Source organism: Paraburkholderia strydomiana (assembly GCF_031456815.1).
In the GTDB taxonomy this organism is placed as follows: domain Bacteria; phylum Pseudomonadota; class Gammaproteobacteria; order Burkholderiales; family Burkholderiaceae; genus Paraburkholderia; species Paraburkholderia caledonica.
In genome coordinates, this window is record NZ_JAVDVL010000001.1 from 477,540 (window position 1) to 493,208 (window position 15,669).

15 protein-coding genes are annotated in these 15,669 nt (G+C 61.7%); 8 read left to right on the plus strand and 7 right to left on the minus strand.

The window, feature by feature from the left end; translation table 11 throughout:
• Window positions 1–92 precede the first annotated feature (92 nt).
• Genes J2W46_RS02150 through J2W46_RS02165 form a run of 4 tightly spaced genes read right to left on the minus strand, consistent with a single transcriptional unit; the run spans window position 93 to window position 5,213 of the window.
• Window positions 93–584: a (2Fe-2S)-binding protein gene (locus tag J2W46_RS02150; RefSeq protein ID WP_204521632.1), complete on the minus strand. Its 492-nt coding sequence runs from the start codon at window positions 582–584 to the stop codon at window positions 93–95.
• Window positions 581–1,441 (minus strand): FAD binding domain-containing protein, encoded by an 861-nt coding sequence (locus J2W46_RS02155; protein ID WP_310350889.1) that lies wholly within the window; start codon window positions 1,439–1,441, stop codon window positions 581–583. Before J2W46_RS02155 ends, J2W46_RS02150 begins: the two co-directional genes overlap by 4 nt.
• The gene (locus J2W46_RS02160; protein ID WP_310350892.1) at window positions 1,438–3,825 is read right to left on the minus strand and encodes a xanthine dehydrogenase family protein molybdopterin-binding subunit; all 2,388 of its coding nucleotides are present in this window, start codon (window positions 3,823–3,825) and stop codon (window positions 1,438–1,440) included. Before J2W46_RS02160 ends, J2W46_RS02155 begins: the two co-directional genes overlap by 4 nt.
• A gap of 50 nt (window positions 3,826–3,875) precedes the next feature.
• The gene (locus J2W46_RS02165) at window positions 3,876–5,213 is read right to left on the minus strand and encodes an MFS transporter (RefSeq protein ID WP_310350896.1); all 1,338 of its coding nucleotides are present in this window, start codon (window positions 5,211–5,213) and stop codon (window positions 3,876–3,878) included.
• 363 nt (window positions 5,214–5,576) lie between these two features.
• On the opposite strand from J2W46_RS02165, the gene J2W46_RS02170 reads away from it, so the two are divergent.
• From J2W46_RS02170 to J2W46_RS02185, 4 genes are all read left to right on the plus strand, one after another.
• Complete coding sequence (locus tag J2W46_RS02170) at window positions 5,577–6,341, plus strand: enoyl-CoA hydratase/isomerase family protein (protein WP_006047399.1); 765 nt, start codon at window positions 5,577–5,579, stop codon at window positions 6,339–6,341.
• A 51-nt stretch (window positions 6,342–6,392) separates the two neighbouring features.
• Window positions 6,393–7,304, plus strand: a complete 912-nt coding sequence (locus J2W46_RS02175; protein ID WP_310350900.1) for an SMP-30/gluconolactonase/LRE family protein — start codon at window positions 6,393–6,395, stop codon at window positions 7,302–7,304.
• Window positions 7,305–7,392: 88 nt separating this feature from the next.
• Window positions 7,393–8,217 carry a TetR/AcrR family transcriptional regulator gene (locus J2W46_RS02180; protein WP_310350902.1) on the plus strand — a complete coding sequence of 275 codons (825 nt, stop codon included), beginning with the start codon at window positions 7,393–7,395 and terminating at the stop codon, window positions 8,215–8,217.
• A gap of 29 nt (window positions 8,218–8,246) precedes the next feature.
• On the plus strand, window positions 8,247–8,690 hold the full coding sequence (locus J2W46_RS02185) for a VOC family protein (RefSeq protein WP_131318555.1): 444 nt from the start codon (window positions 8,247–8,249) through the stop codon (window positions 8,688–8,690).
• A 126-nt stretch (window positions 8,691–8,816) separates the two neighbouring features.
• On the opposite strand, the gene J2W46_RS02190 is transcribed toward J2W46_RS02185, so the two are convergent.
• A complete protein-coding gene (locus tag J2W46_RS02190; RefSeq protein WP_088173854.1) occupies window positions 8,817–9,686 on the minus strand; it encodes a LysR family transcriptional regulator in 870 nt (289 codons plus the stop codon).
• A 152-nt stretch (window positions 9,687–9,838) separates the two neighbouring features.
• On the opposite strand from J2W46_RS02190, the gene J2W46_RS02195 reads away from it, so the two are divergent.
• From J2W46_RS02195 to J2W46_RS02205, 3 genes are all read left to right on the plus strand, one after another.
• Window positions 9,839–11,257 carry an MFS transporter gene (locus J2W46_RS02195; RefSeq protein ID WP_310350904.1) on the plus strand — a complete coding sequence of 473 codons (1,419 nt, stop codon included), beginning with the start codon at window positions 9,839–9,841 and terminating at the stop codon, window positions 11,255–11,257.
• 46 nt (window positions 11,258–11,303) lie between these two features.
• Window positions 11,304–12,056 (plus strand): SDR family oxidoreductase, encoded by a 753-nt coding sequence (locus J2W46_RS02200; protein ID WP_006047405.1) that lies wholly within the window; start codon window positions 11,304–11,306, stop codon window positions 12,054–12,056.
• 145 nt (window positions 12,057–12,201) lie between these two features.
• A complete protein-coding gene (locus J2W46_RS02205) occupies window positions 12,202–12,504 on the plus strand; it encodes an EthD family reductase (RefSeq protein WP_087751126.1) in 303 nt (100 codons plus the stop codon).
• A 45-nt stretch (window positions 12,505–12,549) separates the two neighbouring features.
• On the opposite strand, the gene J2W46_RS02210 is transcribed toward J2W46_RS02205, so the two are convergent.
• A complete protein-coding gene (locus J2W46_RS02210) occupies window positions 12,550–13,272 on the minus strand; it encodes a TMEM175 family protein (RefSeq protein WP_310350907.1) in 723 nt (240 codons plus the stop codon).
• Window positions 13,273–13,717: 445 nt separating this feature from the next.
• On the minus strand, window positions 13,718–14,353 hold the full coding sequence (locus J2W46_RS02215; protein ID WP_310350910.1) for a TetR/AcrR family transcriptional regulator: 636 nt from the start codon (window positions 14,351–14,353) through the stop codon (window positions 13,718–13,720).
• A 271-nt stretch (window positions 14,354–14,624) separates the two neighbouring features.
• Between J2W46_RS02215 and J2W46_RS02220 the strand changes: the two genes are divergently transcribed.
• On the plus strand, window positions 14,625–15,518 hold the full coding sequence (locus tag J2W46_RS02220; RefSeq protein ID WP_310350912.1) for an NAD(P)/FAD-dependent oxidoreductase: 894 nt from the start codon (window positions 14,625–14,627) through the stop codon (window positions 15,516–15,518).
• The last annotated feature ends 151 nt before the right edge of the window (window positions 15,519–15,669 follow it).

Consider the following 15,669-nt stretch of genomic DNA (forward strand, 5'->3'; position numbering starts at 1 on the left):
GGGCGCCGATGCCAGATTCAGGCGCGTCTCGCGGCTTCACCGTTTATCGCGGCGGACCGATCGGCATCGTGATAAAGACCGCGAGAACGCTGCTAGCCTGGGTTGTCGGCCGCGGCGCACGTCTTGTCGCCGTGCGCCGCGCGATGGATCGCATTGACGATGCTCTCGTAGCCGGTGCACCGGCACAGATTGCCGCTGATCGCGTGACGTATCTCTTCGTGACTCGGCGACGAGTTATGCCTCAGGAGGTCCGCCGCCGCGATCAGCATGCCGCTCGTGCAGAATCCGCATTGAAACCCGTTCTCCGCAATGAACGCCTCCTGCAGCGCCTCGATTCCGCTGAGGCCTTCGATCGTCCGCACGTCGTTTCCGGATATCGACGCCGCAAGCACAAGACAGGACTTCCTTACCTCGCCGTCGAGCAACACCGTGCACGCGCCGCAATCGCCGGTCAGGCATCCGATGCGCGTGCCTTTCGCTTCGAGTGCATCGCGGATGAGTTCGACGAGCAACAGTCGCGAGTCCACTCGTTCAGATCGCGGCTCGCCATTGAGCGTGAGCCGCACCTCGATCGTTCCTTTCATGTCTTCGTTCCCGTGAGCAGGATGCGTAAATGCCGTTTCACGACGCCAGGCACAACGGCGCGCCGATAGTCCGCGTCCGCGAGTTCATCGCTCCAGCCTTCGCCGACAAGATCTCGCGCACTCGCTGCCGCGTGCTCGATAAACGCATCGGGTGAGAGCAACACCCGTTCGTCGGTCGCGAAGCGGCGATACGCCGGCCGTCGGCCGGCCGCGCCGACGGCAAGCCGCACACTGCTCTGCTCGCCCCGATGCAGCGAACACGCAACGGTCACGATGGGCCACGAACTCGCACTCGCCTTGTACTTCTGATACTCACAGGCTACGAACGTCGTATCGCGCGGCACGCGTACGCCAATGAGAAACTCGTCTGCGCGGCGCGCGGTGCAAAAGGCGTCGATAAAAAACTCTCGCGCAGCGACATGACGCACGCCCTGTGACGAGCGCAACTCGAACTCTGCCTCGAGCGCCGCGAGACATCCCGGTGCGTCGGACGAAGGATTCGCGAAGCTTGCTGCCCCACCGAGCGTGCCCTGATTGACGATCGATGCACCACCGGTGACCTGCGCGGCCATCGCCGCAAGCAGCGGCGCATGGCGCGCCACGAGCGGTGAAGCGAGCAATTGCGCATAGGTCGTCATCGCGCCGATGTGCAGATGCGTATCGTCGAGCGCGATTTCATCCAGACGGAGCGCACCAAGACTGATGACATGTCCGGGACACACGAGATTCGCCGACATCGACGGCACCAGTATCGTGCCGCCGCCGAGCACCGAGGCATCCTCGCGAAAGGCGGCTAGCAAGGCGGCCGCTTCGTCGAGGTCCCTCGGTTGGTGAAAATCGAAGTAATGGCCGATCACGCGCGTCGCTCCTCAAGGGACGCCATCACGCGCGCCGGCGTCGCCGGCACGTGCGTCAGGCGCGCGTCGTCACCGAGTGCATTCGCCACGGCATTGGTCACCGCTGAGAGCGCACCGCCTAGCCCCGATTCGCCCGCGCCCTTCATGCCGAGCGGATGAAACGGATTTAGCGTCACGCGATGTCCGACGCGAATGGACGGAAGATCGTTAGCGCGAGGTAGTAAATAACTTTTGAAGCGATCGGTAATCATGCGTTGATGTTCATCGAACTTGATCAGTTCCCAAAGCGCGACACCGATGCCCATCACGACCGCGCCCCTGAGCTGCGCTTCGGCGAGCGCCGGATTGACCATTGCGCCGCAGTCGTGCACCACGGCATAGTCGAGTAGCCTGCTGTTGCCGGTCGCCATGTCGAGCTCGAGCGCCACGGCATGTACGGAATACGAGAACGTCGGGTATGTGGCGATGCGGCCTTGCGCATCCGGCTCCACGCGCACATTCTGCGGCGCGAAGCTGCGCGTCACTTCGAGCGGCAGCGTCACGCCGGCGGCCACGGTGAATGGCCGCAGATGCGCCCCTAGCGCGAGTTCGGCCACTGCGATCTTCGTGCCGTTCGACTCGCGCCACGCATGACCGTCGCGCAGTGAAATGTCTTCCGGCGCACCGCCGAGCAGGTTGACGGCGCACTGAGAGAGGCGTGCGCGCAACTCCTGCGCGGCGAGATACGCGGCGGTCCCGCCGTACATCAGCGCACGGCTGCTGGCGTTGCCGGTGCCGAGCGGCGTCACGTCCGTGTCCCCTTCGATCACGCTGACCTGGTCCGCGCGCAGGCCGAGTTCACCGGCGACCATCTGCGCAATGCCGGTATCGCTGCCGCTGCCCGGAGACGTCACGCCCGTCAGCACCTGCACGTCGCCCGACGGCATCATGCGAACGGTGGATGTCTCGTATCCATTGGGGAAGTTACCGGGCCGCGCGCCGCCTTCCGGCGTCAGTTCGAACGCAATGCCAATACCGATGCGACGCTCGCTGGTACGCGCCGCGCTTGCGCGCTCCTGCCATTGCTCGTAATCGAACATCGTCAGCAACTGCTCAAGGCCGCCCGGATAGTCGCCGCTATCCACGTTCAGCCCGGACGGCAGCAAACGCGGCAAGGCGTCCCGTGCGACCAGATTGCGACGGCGCAATTCGACTGGATCCATGCCAGTTTGCCGTGCCAGCCGATCGATTGCATGTTCCAGCACGAGGTTGCCGATCTCTTTGCCGTAACCGCGTATGGCTTGCCAGGGCGGTCGATTGGTGATCGCGAGAGAGCACTCGACGTCGCAGTGCTCAATCGTATAGACGGTCGGAAACACGGCCGGCGTGACGAGCGCCATCGCCCAGCTATGACCGGCGCCGATAATGCCGACATCCACCATGATGCGGTCACGCCAGCCGATGAGCCTGCCGTGCTCATCCGCCGCGATCTCATAGCTGTGATGCTGCGAACGCGCACCGGCGAGCAGTGTTTCGCGCCGTTCCTCGACCCAGGCGACCGGGCGTTTCGTGATCCGGCTGAACAGCGCGACCAGCACTTCTTCGGGATGCCCAGCCATCTTCAGCCCGAACGTACCGCCGATGCGCGGCGCGATCACGCGGACCTGCGACTCCTTCACGCGCAAGGCCGCTACAATCAGCCAGCGGCTCGTATGAGGGTTCTGGAACGTGCCGGTCAACGTGTAACGCTCGCCGCGTGCGTCCCACTGGGCGACGTAGCACAGCGTTTCCATTGGCGCACTGGTCGACGGGCCGACCGTCAGTTCCCCTCGTGCGATGTGCGCCGCGCGCTCGAATGCAGCATCGGCGTCCCCAGAACGAATGCGGTCGCGCACGAACAGGTTGGTATCCCAGCCGGGCTGAACCACCGGTGCACCTTCGCGCAGGGCGTCGCGTGCGTTCGCGGTTGCCGCTTGCACCTCGTATTCGACGCGAATCTTCGCGAGCGCGGCTTGCGCGTCGTGCACCGACGTCGCCACGAGCGCCGCGACCGGTTGGCCGAAATACGTCGCGTGCTCGAGTGCAAGGCAACGACTTTGTAAAGGCCCGCGTGCGCCTTGTGCGGGAAGATCCATGGCCGGCGGCATTGCATCGCTCATGCGCGCTGCGTCCTCTCCCGTGAGGCCCGCGACGACACCCGGCATGGCGAGCGCACCGGAGAGGTCGATCGAGACGATCGTCGCACACGCGTGAGCGCTGCGCAGGATGGCTAGATGGAGCGCGCCTGCGGGAATGAGATCGGCACTGTAATCGACGCGCCCCGAAACGAAGCGCGCTGCGTCCAGACGCGCCACGTTCTCCCCGAGCAGGCTGCCCGACGACGCGTCCTTGAAAGTCTGTTCCATGTTTGTCGCGCGACGGCCCGATTGCCCGGACCTCGCCGTTCGTTGGTTGCTCATCGGCTCGCCTGGCGTCCCACGCGCACGCAAAGCATCGCGCATGCGCCGAGCGCCAGCAGTGTCGTCATCAGAAAAAGTCCGCTGTTGAGTGTGCCGCTCAGCGTCTTGAGCCAGCCCATCGCGAACGGACTGGCGAAACCGCCGAGCAGACCAAGGCTGTTGACGAATGCGATCGCCGGAGCAGCGGCGGGCGACCCGGCGAAATAGTCGGACGCGAGCGACCACAACAGCGGAATCGTGACGAACACCGTGGTCGATGCGATCGTCAGGAGCACGATGGTCGCAGTCAGATCATGCGCCAGAAGCGGTAGCAGTGAAAGTGCGGTCGCGCCTGCCAGGGCCGCCAGTGCACCGTGCCAGCGACGTTCGAGAAGCCTGTCTGAGTTGCGGCAGATCAGCACCATGCCGATCGTGGCGATGCCGTACGGAATGGCCGAGAGCCAGCCAATGCGCTCCACGCTCGTCGCGCCTGCGCTCTTCAGTACCGTCGGCACCCAGAAGCTCAGCGCATAAGTGCCGCAAATAAAGGTGAAATAGGCGAAGCTGATCACGTACACCTTCGGGTCGGCGATGACCTGCCGCAACTGCCCGGCGTGTTCCGCGCCGGCTTCGCGGCCGTCGTCGCGCAATGCGTGGCGCAAGCTGTCGCGCTCCGGTTCGGTGAGCCATTTCGCTCGCTCGATGTCGTCCGAAAGGGTGAACCAGGTCACGATGCCAAGCAGCACCGCCGGCGCCGCTTCCACGATGTAGAGCCACTGCCAGCCCGCCAGACCCGCAACGCCCGCGAGCCGCGACATCGCCCAACCCGACACCGGACCGCCGATCATCCCCGCGATCGGAAATCCGGTCATGAAGAGACCGAGAATCTGCCCGCGACGGTTGCGCGGGAACCATTGACTCAGGAAGTAGACGACGCCGGGAAAAAAGCCCGCCTCGAACACGCCGAGCAGAAAGCGCAGTACGTAGAACGCGGTCGGGCTCGATACGGTCGCCATTGCGCAGCCGGTGAAACCCCATAGAACCATGATGCGCGTGATGGTCTTACGTGCGCCGATGCGTTGCAGAAGCAGATTGCTCGGCACTTCGAACAGAAAGTAGCCGATGAAAAATATTCCCGCGCCTAGTCCGTACACGGCCTCGCTGAAGCCGAGTGCGTCCTGCATCTGCAGCTTCGCGAAGCCGACGTTGATGCGGTCCAGATATGCGATCACATAGCACACGATCAGAAGCGGCACGAGTCGCATCGCGACTTTGAGGTAAAGCGCGTGCTGCGTGTCTTCCGAGGCCGTTACCTGAGCGGGGGCGTGTACATCGAGAGCGATTTTGCGCGACATGATGACCCTCTCAATGAAGTGGAATGGAACGGCACGTGAATGACGGAAAGCGTTTCATGAGGCTGTCTCCTTGAGCCTGTCGGCGCGCAGATGGTCCGGCGGCGTCTGCTCTTTTTGGGGGGCGCGCCCGAAGGCGGCGGAACGTTCGCGCCGAAAACTGATCGATCGAACAGTCAGCACAGTAGCCGACGAGCCGACTTCCGGTCAACCCGAAACACGGCCGATCTCGCCGGGGACTTTCCCTTGTTGACTGATCGATCAGTCAGGAATAGTATCGGCAGCTGAACACCTCGCCTGGCCAACAGCGACCCGTTTGCGACAGGCGTCAGAGGGACTTTTCAACCTTCATCAGAGGAAAGAGCCGTGAGCACCTTCAACGAGTACTCAGACAAATTCGAGACCATCCGCATGACACGTACCGATGGCGTACTGGAGATGCACTTCCACACGCACGGCGAGCCACTGGTATGGAATCTGACAGCCCATCGCGAGTTCGAGCAGGCTTTTCTCGATGTAGGACGAGATCGCGACAACGAGGTCGTGATCATGACCGGCACGGGCGATGCCTTCAGCGGACCGGCCATTGCGCCCGGCATGCATCAGAACCGCAATTCGATGACGCCCACGGTCTACGATCCGATCTACTGGGAAGCGAAGCATCTGCTCATCAACCTGCTCAACATCGAGGCGCCGGTGATCAGCGTCATCAACGGCCCGGCCGTGCGGCATGCGGAGATCCCGCTGCTTGGAGACATCGTGCTCGCATCCGACACCGCGACGATCCAGGACACCGCACACTTCCAGGGAGGCATGGTGCCGGGCGACGGCATGCATCTGATCATGCCGCTGCTGATGGGTCGCGCGCGCGGCCATTACTTTCTTCTGACAGGTCAGAGCATTCCCGCAAGCGCGGCGCTTGAAATGGGATTAGTGAACGAAGTGCTGCCGTCGGCCGAACTTTTGCCGCGCGCCCGCGAACTCGCCAGGCTGATGCTCAAGCAGCCGCGTCTCGTGCGACGCTATACACGCACCTGCCTGAACCAGGAACTGAAAGCACGACTGCACGACGTGCTCGGATACGGACTCGCGCTGGAAGGCATCGCTCGCATGAGAGAAGTGGCCGCCTGAGCGGGACCCGATACTTCCCGTCTGCATCACTTCACAAATCAAGGAGGCAGCATGACTGTCAGCAGTATTACCAGACCGATCGATATGGTAGGTTCGGTCATCGATGTGGTCGATTCCACGCCCGATGTGCTCGGCGAGTCGATCATCTGGGATGAGAAAACGCAACTTCTCTGGTGGGTGGATGGGATCGGTCAATCGATCCATCGCCTCGACATTTCAAGCGGCGCCAAGAAGAGCTGGCCGATGCAGGAAGAGATCGGCAGCATCGGCCTGCGCGCCAAAGGCGGCCTGATCGTAGGCATGCGCTCGGGCTTCTACTTCTTCTCGCCCGAAACCGGTGAGCTGACCGAAGTTGCGCGTCCCGATGCCGAGCGTCCGAAGAACCGTTTCAATGACGGCAAATGCGACAGGCACGGCCGCTACTGGTCGGGCACCGTGGAAGCGGCCGCATACACCCCGCGCGGACGTTTGTTCCGGCTGGATCCCGATCTGAAGCCGAAACTCATCATGGAAGGCATCACGTGCATCAACGGGCTCAGCTTTAGCCCGGATAACCGCCTGATGTACATGACCGACTCGTTCAGTTGCCAGATCGACGTGTTCGACTACGACTCCGTCGACGGCGCCATCTATAACCGCCGCGAGTTCGCCGAAGTTCCGCTCGGACGTGGTATCTGCGACGGCTCGACCGTCGATGCCGACGGGTGCTTCTGGAGCGCGAACATGGACGGCTGGTGCGTCACGCGCTACGACCCGCGCGGACGAATCGACATGGTCATCAATCTTCCGGTGCGGCGCGTGAGCAGCCTGTGCTTCGGCGGTCCCGATCTCGACACCCTCTTTATCACTACGGCGCGCCGGCGCATGAGCGAGAAGGAGCTCGCGCAGCAACCGCTCGCGGGCAATGTGCTCGCAGTACGTCCCGGCGTGAAAGGACTGCCCGAACCGGAATTTCTTGGGTAACGGCGCGCGCTGCCCGGTATATCGCGTCGTATGCTGATCGCGATATACTGACTGATCGATCGAATAGTACGGTGAGGGAGTCGCCTGGATGAAGACAGAACGCGAAAAGAAGGTGTCGGCACGCACGGGCAACAGTGCTCAGGAACCAGAGCACGCGCCGGGCACCCGCCTCTCCGCGATCCTGAATGCGGCCGAACGGGTGTTCGGTGAGCACGGCTACGCCGGCGCAAGCATGCGGAACATCGCAGAGGAAGCGGGCGTCGCGCAGGCGCTCGTGCATTATCACTACGCGACCAAGGACAAGCTCTACGAGGCCGTGTTCGAGCGACGGTCGTCGGCGATTAATCAGCACCGTGGCAAGCTGCTCGACGCCCTGTTCGCGAGCGAAAGCACCGCGACCGTCGAAGACGTGCTGACGATCGCATTCACCCCGCTGTCGGAAATTTTTCATGGCGAGGACGCAGTGAATCTCGCGCTTTACGTGCAACTCGTCGCGTCCGTCAGTCTCGGCAGCGACGAGCGTTCACGGCGCATTCGCGAAACCTACTATGACCCGATCGCGGAGCGATTCATCGACGCCCTGCATACGGTCTTGCCTGGCATTGCACGCGAGCAGGCGGTGTGGGCGTATCTGTTTTCGGTGGGAGCGCGGCAGCAGGCCCATGCACTCAATGGCCGGGCGATGCGACTGGGCGCACGGGACCGCGCGAGGAAGTCGACGGCGCACTATTCCGACCTCGTGCGCTTCGCGGCGGCGGGCATTCGTGAGCTGGTGCGTAACGAAACGGGCACGAACGCACGATCGAAGGAGCCCGAAGGCCGCGTGGCAAAGCTCTCGAGTGGTCGAACGAAGAAATCGCAAGCCGGCACCGTCGCAAACACACCGACTCGTAGCGTGCGCGGTCGCGAGTGACGTGATGCGCCACCTGTGGAGAAATATGAATGACTGACCTGAGCAAATCGGAGTTGCCGACGCAGCAGTTGATTGAATTCGATAACGTCGCTGTCTCGGTGACTGACATTAATCGATCCGCAGACTGGTACGGGCGCCTCTTCGGGTTTCGTCGAGGATACTCGACCTACATCGAACCACTCGAGGCCGATTTCCAGATTCTCGAAAGAGACGACATGCGGATCGAACTTCTGTCGCGTGCAACGACCGTTCGCAATCCGGACGCGAATATTGTGCCGGGGCCGCACATCGACCGGACCGGGGCGAAGGCGATCGTTTTTCGCACATCGAGCCTCGAAGCCGTCACATCTCACCTCGAGAATGAAGGCGCGGTCTTCGAATGGAAACTCAAGCCTCTCTCTGCAGACGGCTTACGGTCGACGATGGTTCGAGACCCCGACGGTACGATCATCAACATCCTGCAGTACCCGTAGTTATTCACCTACGAGCTCATTGGCCCAAATGCGGGCGTACTCGCGCGTCGACGCGTGCAGCCGACTTGGCAACAAATAATCGGCGGGCTTGAGCCAGCTATCAGTGCAGCATCGCGATCGGTTTACTCACTGGGCTGCAGTCATCGAATCCGACAGCATCGTCTCGGCGATATCCAGCATCGCGCGCAAGCGATCCATGTGTCGCAGGTCCTGATGATAGCCAACCCACAAATCCCGCATGGGAGGTTGATCGGGCGTGTCGATGCGATGCAATCCGGAGATTGCATCGCCAAGTGGCCTTGGCAGCACCGCAATACCTACCCCTCTCAGGCACATCTGTGCCTGGACCGTTCGATTTGTGCTTGTGAAGGCTCGTCGTGAAAGCGGAAACCTCTCCAGCACCCAACTGACGTCGGGAAAGTGCGACTGCGCGGTATTCATGAGAATGAGCCCTACGGATGCCGGATCGTCCTGCAACGCCTGTGCGGTTGCCGCCGACGCATAGAGACCATATTGAATTCGCATTAGACGGCGCTGAACAATGTCCGGCTCGCTGAACGGCACGATGCGAAAGGCGACGTCCGCCTCACGACGTGAGAGATCGAGTAGTCGATAGCTTGCAATCACTTCCGGCACGACAGCAGGATGACGGCGCGTCAACTCGGCCAGGACGGGAGCCAGTACATAACCGGCAAACCAGTCCGCCGATGAGATCCGCAGGATGCCTTCGAGGCGTTGGTTGTTGCCGCTCAGACGCCTTTCCATGGACAGCGCGGCATCCTCCATGGATTCTGCCAGCGCGAGCACGGTGTCCCCGGCGTCCGTGAGCACGAGTCCGTCCTTTGTCCGACGAAAAAGCGGCTGCTTTGCTTCGTCCTCGAGCACCTTGATTCGCCGACCCACTGTCGGATGGCTCACATCCAGCATCCGGGCGGACTCGCCGAAGGACCCGCTGCGAGCTACTGCCAGGAAGATGCGAACGTCGTTCCATTCCATGCCCGATCTCCGTACAAAATTGCACGGCAAATATACATGGACGTCAGTATTCGAACAATGTTGTTCGGAGCACTATACGGCTCGATAAACGGATGTCCCCGCGAACCGACTGCGCGCCAATCCCAAGCCAGTCTGATCTGGAACCTCAAGATATGAATACCGAAGCCCGGCAGGTTGTTATCACTGGGACAGCAGCCTCCGACTCCCGGCGCTGGCTCGCCCTGGCAGTGCTGTTGACCGGCACGCTGCTGCCACCTTTGGACTTCTTCATCGTCAACGTGGCGCTACCTACCATACGTACAGGCCTGCAAGCATCTTCAGATGTCTCGCAGCTGGTGATCTCGGTGTACGCCGCGGCCTATGCCGTCACCCTGATCCTGGGCGGTCGCCTCGGCGATCTTTATGGCCGGAAGCGCGTATTCATCGCTGGCATGCTTGGCTTTGGGGTCGCTTCGGCGTGGTGTGGCCTGGCACCGTCGTCGGACATGCTTGTCGTCGGCCGGCTGCTGCAAGGGATCTCCGCAGCGATCATGGCACCGCAATCATTGGCCTCGATACACGCGATCTTCCCGGAAAGAGAAAAGAATCGCGCGCTGAGTCTATACGGCGCGACATTCGGCCTGGCCTCTGTGGGCGGTCAGCTGCTGGGGGGAATGCTGGTTTCCGCCAGTCCGTGGGGACTGGGGTGGCGCAGCGTATTTTTGATCAACCTGCCGATCATCATCATTGCCGTTCCAGCTGCAACGATGCTGCTGCGTGAAAGCCGAGCCGAGCGTTCGCCTCGCCTGGACGTGCCAGGGGCGTTGCTGCTGGCGGTTGGCTTGCTGGCGCTCGTGGTTCCGCTCATCGAGGGGCAAGAACACCACTGGCCGTGGTGGTGCATAGCGCCGCTGATCCTGAGCATGCCCTTGCTATGGGCCTTCTGGCAGTACGAAAAGGCACAGGAGCGCGCCGGCGGAACTCCTCTCGTTCTGCCCTCGCTTCTAGCCGTGCGCAAGTTGCGACGAAGCTTGGCGTCAACGTTCTTCTTCTACGCGCTCGCTGCGTTCTTCCTGGTGTTTGCCGTGTATGAACAGGCCAGCCTGCGCCACGACGCGTTGACGGCCGGCCTGGCCATCGTGCCGCTCGGCATCGGGTTCTTCCTCGGTCCACTGTGCAGCCCGTACATCGCCCGGCGTATAGGCACGCGCACTGCCGCGTTTGGCATGGTTCTGGAAGTGTTCGGTCTGATCATGGTCGCAGCGCTGGCTTTCGCCGGTGCGTCGTCGTGGCTTGCGTTGCCGTTGTTTTTGATTGGCGCCGGGCAAGGTATCGCCCTTCCTGCGCTAGTGCGCCTGAACGTAGACCATGTGGAAACACGTTGGGCGGGGCTCGCCTCGGGCCTGGTAAGCGCTACGTTGCAGATCAGCGCTGCAGTAAGCGTCGCCTTGTTCGGCGGTCTATTCATAGCGATCGCGCCTGATGGTGCAAGCGCTCAGGACGTGCAGTTGGGCTTTGCGGTGGCTTCATTGGCCATCGGCGCGTCACTGGCACTGGCAGCCGGACTAAGTTGGAGACTCCGGGAATCATGAAGAATCAAGATCGATACGAAATTATCCAAACATAGAAATTCTTGCCATGAACAGTTCCACCTTTCCTCTCGCCGGCAAGCGCGCGCTTGTGACCGGTGCAGCACGTGGCATCGGCGCGGCCATCGCACTGAAGCTGGCCGAAGACGGCGCCGACGTCGCGATCACCTATGAGAAATCGGCCGCAAAGGCCGAGGCGCTCGCCGCTGAAATCCGCGCTCTGGGCCGCACGGCCGTCGCCATCCAGGCCGACGCCGGCAGCCCGGACGCCACGCAGACCGCGGTCGAACAGGCCGTCGCCGACCTTGGCGGGTTGGACATCCTGGTGAACAACGCTGGTGTCCTCATCGCCGGCCCCTTCTCCGAGCAGTCGCTGGAGGAGATGAATCTGCAGTTGAACGTCAATGTGCGCGGCGTCTTCGTGGCGACCCAGGCTGCGTTGAAGCACCTCCCGAACGGCGGCCGCATCATCACTATCGGCAGCAACGCAGGCCTGTCTGTCCCGTTTCCTGGCATAGCCGTTTATTCGGCCACCAAATCGGCGATGGAGAGTTTCACGCGCGGTCTTGCGCGTGAAGTGGGCCCTCGTGACATCACCGTCAATCTGGTGCGCCCCGGCCCGATCGACACCGACATGAATCCCGCCGACGGCCCGCTCGCGCCTTCCATTCTTCCGAACCTGGGAATTGCCCGCTATGGCAAGACCTGGGAGGTTGCCGAGGCAGTCGCCTTCCTCGCCGGACCTGGTGCCGCTTATGTGACCGGTTCGGGCATTCTCGTCGATGGCGGCATCAGCGCCTGAGTGGATGTCCCGAGAGGACGACTAACCTCCCCGGGCGTTGCACCCACGGCAAATCCATCAGATCGACCAGCACGGCCCTCCCCCCAACAACGATGGCGGGCCGGGCGACGTTGCCCTTATGACGGTAATGGAGAGAGAAAGGCATATGACAAAGATGATCGTGGTCTGCACCGGCGACGCCAACACGAAATTCGATCGGGATTACTACGCGAATGATCACTTCGACCTGGCGCGCTCATGCTGGGAAGAGTACGGGATGCAATCTGCGGAGGCGTTTTTTCCTTACGCTGAAGCCGATGGCTGGAAATCCATCGGCGTCTACACCTTTTCCTCGGAACAAGGCGTCCATGACGCGCTGGCGAGCGCTAAAACACAGCAAGTCATGGACGATGTGAAGAACTTCACCGACGCGCAAGTCGTGTTGCGGAGCCTGTTCACGGCGTTCTGAGCGGCATCGCAGCGTCAATGTTTTTGGATTCACCTCGCGCAATAGCTACTTGTTCAATTTCTCAGCCTCGCTCGGCTCCTCTTTGGGCTTGTAGCGCGGCGTGGGCTGTGGCAGCAGAAAGAAGGCGACGCACAGCAGTGCAATGGCGACTCCGATGCGCGACGCCGCGATGACGACGGGAATTGCAGCGATCTGGAGCAGCGTCGCGACGCCGTAGCGGCGTGTCATCTGCTGGAGGAAATCGGGCGCGAGCCGTTCGTCCATCAGCCGGCGGCCTGGCATTGCGTAGAACCACTTCGCCATCCACGTGCAGGCGGTCAGGGCAAGACCGGCAACCAGGGTCACTGACGCGACGCGCTCGAAACCCGTGCCGAGGTGGAAGCACCAGACGCGGATTGGATAAGGAATGACGACGATCGCCAGCAGGAACAAGAGGTTGATCACGCCGAACCAGTGATCACTCTTGGCGTAAATGCGACCCGAATAATGGTGTTGCAGCCAGTACGCCCCAATCACGACGTAGCAGAGAATGAGCGCGAGAAATTCGCGCCACTGCTCCGCCATGGCGCGTGCCAGGTCGCTGTAGCCATGCGTGCCCTCGGGAGATCCGGGGACCTTGATCTCGACGATCAGCAGGGTCAGCGCGATTGCGAAAACCGCGTCGCTGAATCCCTCGAAGCGGTCAAGTCCGCGCTCGGCACCATGAGTTTGCGCGTCGGCAGGTTGGTTTCGCCTATTACGTAACATCATGTGAGTCCTTTCGCGCAAGCCGGAGCCGCTCCTCCCGGCACAGCACGCACAATCCTCGTTGGACTGTCCGAATTACATCCTGCCATGGGAAGTTGCAAAAGAAGCGTTCGAATTGTCTGCGACCTAGTATGAGCGCTTTTGGCCGGTTGCCTAAGATCACCATTCAAGCGCCGCGCGTCCCCATGCCATCTGGGCTAGAACTTCCGGACCCGAGCCATTGCAGCTGGTCGAGCAGTCTCCGTTCTAAGGGTAGGTATCGGAGTGGAACGGTCATTCAGGGCCGTCGCCTGGAGGACAAATCATCGGCCTCTCCGGACGCTCAGATCGGTGATTTGGCGAGGAGGCTTACGCCCTGCAAGGATGACGTCTTTCGCCCACGGATTGCTCTCGAGCCAATCAGCTTGTCATTCAACGGATCGAAACAACTGCTGCGGGTTCTTCATCAAGCCACGATAGCGCACCTTCAGATGCCACCGTGCGCGGCTATGAACATGGCGACGGCCGACCGGCAATAGGATTCGATTTCGTTGTCGTCCGCTGCTCTCACCGGATCGAAGCGTGCGACCATCAGAAGATCGGATCCTTTGAAAAGCGCGGCAAACAAGCGGGCGGACCGGAGAGGATCGGGCACGTTCAGAAGCGCCTTCGCGTGCAATTGACGCAACAGGGCCTCGATCTGGGCGATGACATGGGCGGGGCCAGCTTCGTAATGGAGCTTGCTTAACGAGTTTTGATTCGTCTTGTCGGCCATGACCATGGCCTCGACACTGCGAACATCTGATCTCAACAGCGTGCGAAGCAGTGATGATCCCACCGCCATGAGCTGATCTTCGACCGAACCGTCGACGCCTTCAAGAAGGACCTGAGGTGCAAACAGCTGATGGCAGCCGGCCGCGATGGCCGCGCTGAACAGCGCTTCCTTGTTCTCGAAGTGCCGATAGATGCTGAGCTTGGATATCTTCGCCCGCTGGGCGACCTTGTCCAACGTCGTCGCTTGAAAACCCAATTCCACAAACAGTTCGCTCGCTGCGTCAAGGATCGTTTGGGCAAGCGCCTCATTGGCGGGCCGGCCACGTCGGGCCTGTTGATTTTCGGTCACGACAATTCCAGTACTTGACAGTATCTCAATTATTTAATTACGATACCACGCAGTATCTTGAATGCGCAAGCCAATGGTTGGCGTCCTCCGACGAGGTTCCCCAAAGGGCGCCCGGCGATATCGAAGCGGCAATGGCCCGCCGGTTCACAGTGATGGGCGACTTTCTCGTCGACGCCGAAGCCCTGCTCGCTGCCCATCTTGACCGCGGATCGCTGGACGATATTGCGCACCAGGCCCAGCCCCCTCCATCCACAACACGGAGCCCATCACCATGAATGACGTCATCATCATCGGCGGCAGCTTTGCCGGCCTCGCGGCCGCCCTGCAACTCGGCCGTGCCCGCCGCAACGTCACCGTTCTTGACACCGGCCGTCCGCGCAACCGCTTTGCTGGCCACTCCCATGGCCTCTTCGGCCACGATCACAAGCCGCCACTGGACATACTGCTCGAGGCGCGGCAGCAACTTGCGCGCTATCCAACGATCAGGCTGGTCAATGCCCGTGCCGAGAGCGTGTCTGGCGCCATCGACGATTTCTGCGTGGTCACTGATGATAGCGAAAGGCTAAGGGCGCGCCGTCTGATCCTGAGCTATGGCGTCGCCGACCAGATGCCTGATGTTCCGGGCTTTGCCGAAAGCTGGGGCACGTCCATCGTGCCCTGCCCCTACTGCGATGGCTTTGAAGTCGCCGGCCAGCATTGGGGCCTCGTTTGGTCCGGCCCGCAGTCGCACCAGTCTGTCAGGCTGTTCCACGATTGGACCGACAAGTTGACTGTATTCTCCGATGGTCACGACATTCCATCCGATATCCAGGCCGATCTGGCGCGCCGCAAGATACCTGTCGTCGATGGCCGGATCGTCGAGATCGCCCATCACGAGGGCCATATCGCCACCGTCAATCTCGATACAGGCCGCAATGTTGCGGTCGACGTCCTGTTCGCCCATCCGCGTAACAAGCCGTCCGCGATACTGCATGAATCACTAGGCCTCGCCACGTTGGATACGCCCCTCGGCATCGTTCTCAAGGTCGACGAGCGCCGCCAAACCAGCACGCCCGGCATCTACGCCGCCGGCGACCTCGCAACGCCCTTCTTGCCCTCGGTCACCCAGGCGTCATCGCAGGGCGCGATGGCGGGCATCTTCGCCCAGCAGTCGATGCTGGTTTGAGAGGAAGGTGCGCACCATGGTCCGCCAGGATGCCGGCCGGGCAGAATCGCTGAGAGCACTTGGTGCAGACCTCGCCAATCGCCGCCCACAATGTTGCGCGGTGCGTGACAGAGGTGTTGGCGAATCCCGGGTCTCACCTTGGAAAGGCTTA

Bases quoted from the DNA above. Each gene is read 5' to 3' on its own strand.
- J2W46_RS02220 (WP_310350912.1), top strand. From the start codon at position 14,625: ATGAATGACGTCATCATCATCGGCGGCAGCTTTGCCGGCCTCGCGGCC.
- J2W46_RS02190 (WP_088173854.1), bottom strand. From the start codon at position 9,686: ATGGAATGGAACGACGTTCGCATCTTCCTGGCAGTAGCTCGCAGCGGG.
- J2W46_RS02185 (WP_131318555.1), top strand. From the start codon at position 8,247: ATGACTGACCTGAGCAAATCGGAGTTGCCGACGCAGCAGTTGATTGAA.
- J2W46_RS02150 (WP_204521632.1), bottom strand. From the start codon at position 584: ATGAAAGGAACGATCGAGGTGCGGCTCACGCTCAATGGCGAGCCGCGA.
- J2W46_RS02165 (WP_310350896.1), bottom strand. From the start codon at position 5,213: ATGTCGCGCAAAATCGCTCTCGATGTACACGCCCCCGCTCAGGTAACG.
- J2W46_RS02200 (WP_006047405.1), top strand. From the start codon at position 11,304: ATGAACAGTTCCACCTTTCCTCTCGCCGGCAAGCGCGCGCTTGTGACC.
- J2W46_RS02160 (WP_310350892.1), bottom strand. From the start codon at position 3,825: ATGGAACAGACTTTCAAGGACGCGTCGTCGGGCAGCCTGCTCGGGGAG.
- J2W46_RS02195 (WP_310350904.1), top strand. From the start codon at position 9,839: ATGAATACCGAAGCCCGGCAGGTTGTTATCACTGGGACAGCAGCCTCC.
- J2W46_RS02205 (WP_087751126.1), top strand. From the start codon at position 12,202: ATGACAAAGATGATCGTGGTCTGCACCGGCGACGCCAACACGAAATTC.
- J2W46_RS02175 (WP_310350900.1), top strand. From the start codon at position 6,393: ATGACTGTCAGCAGTATTACCAGACCGATCGATATGGTAGGTTCGGTC.
- J2W46_RS02180 (WP_310350902.1), top strand. From the start codon at position 7,393: ATGAAGACAGAACGCGAAAAGAAGGTGTCGGCACGCACGGGCAACAGT.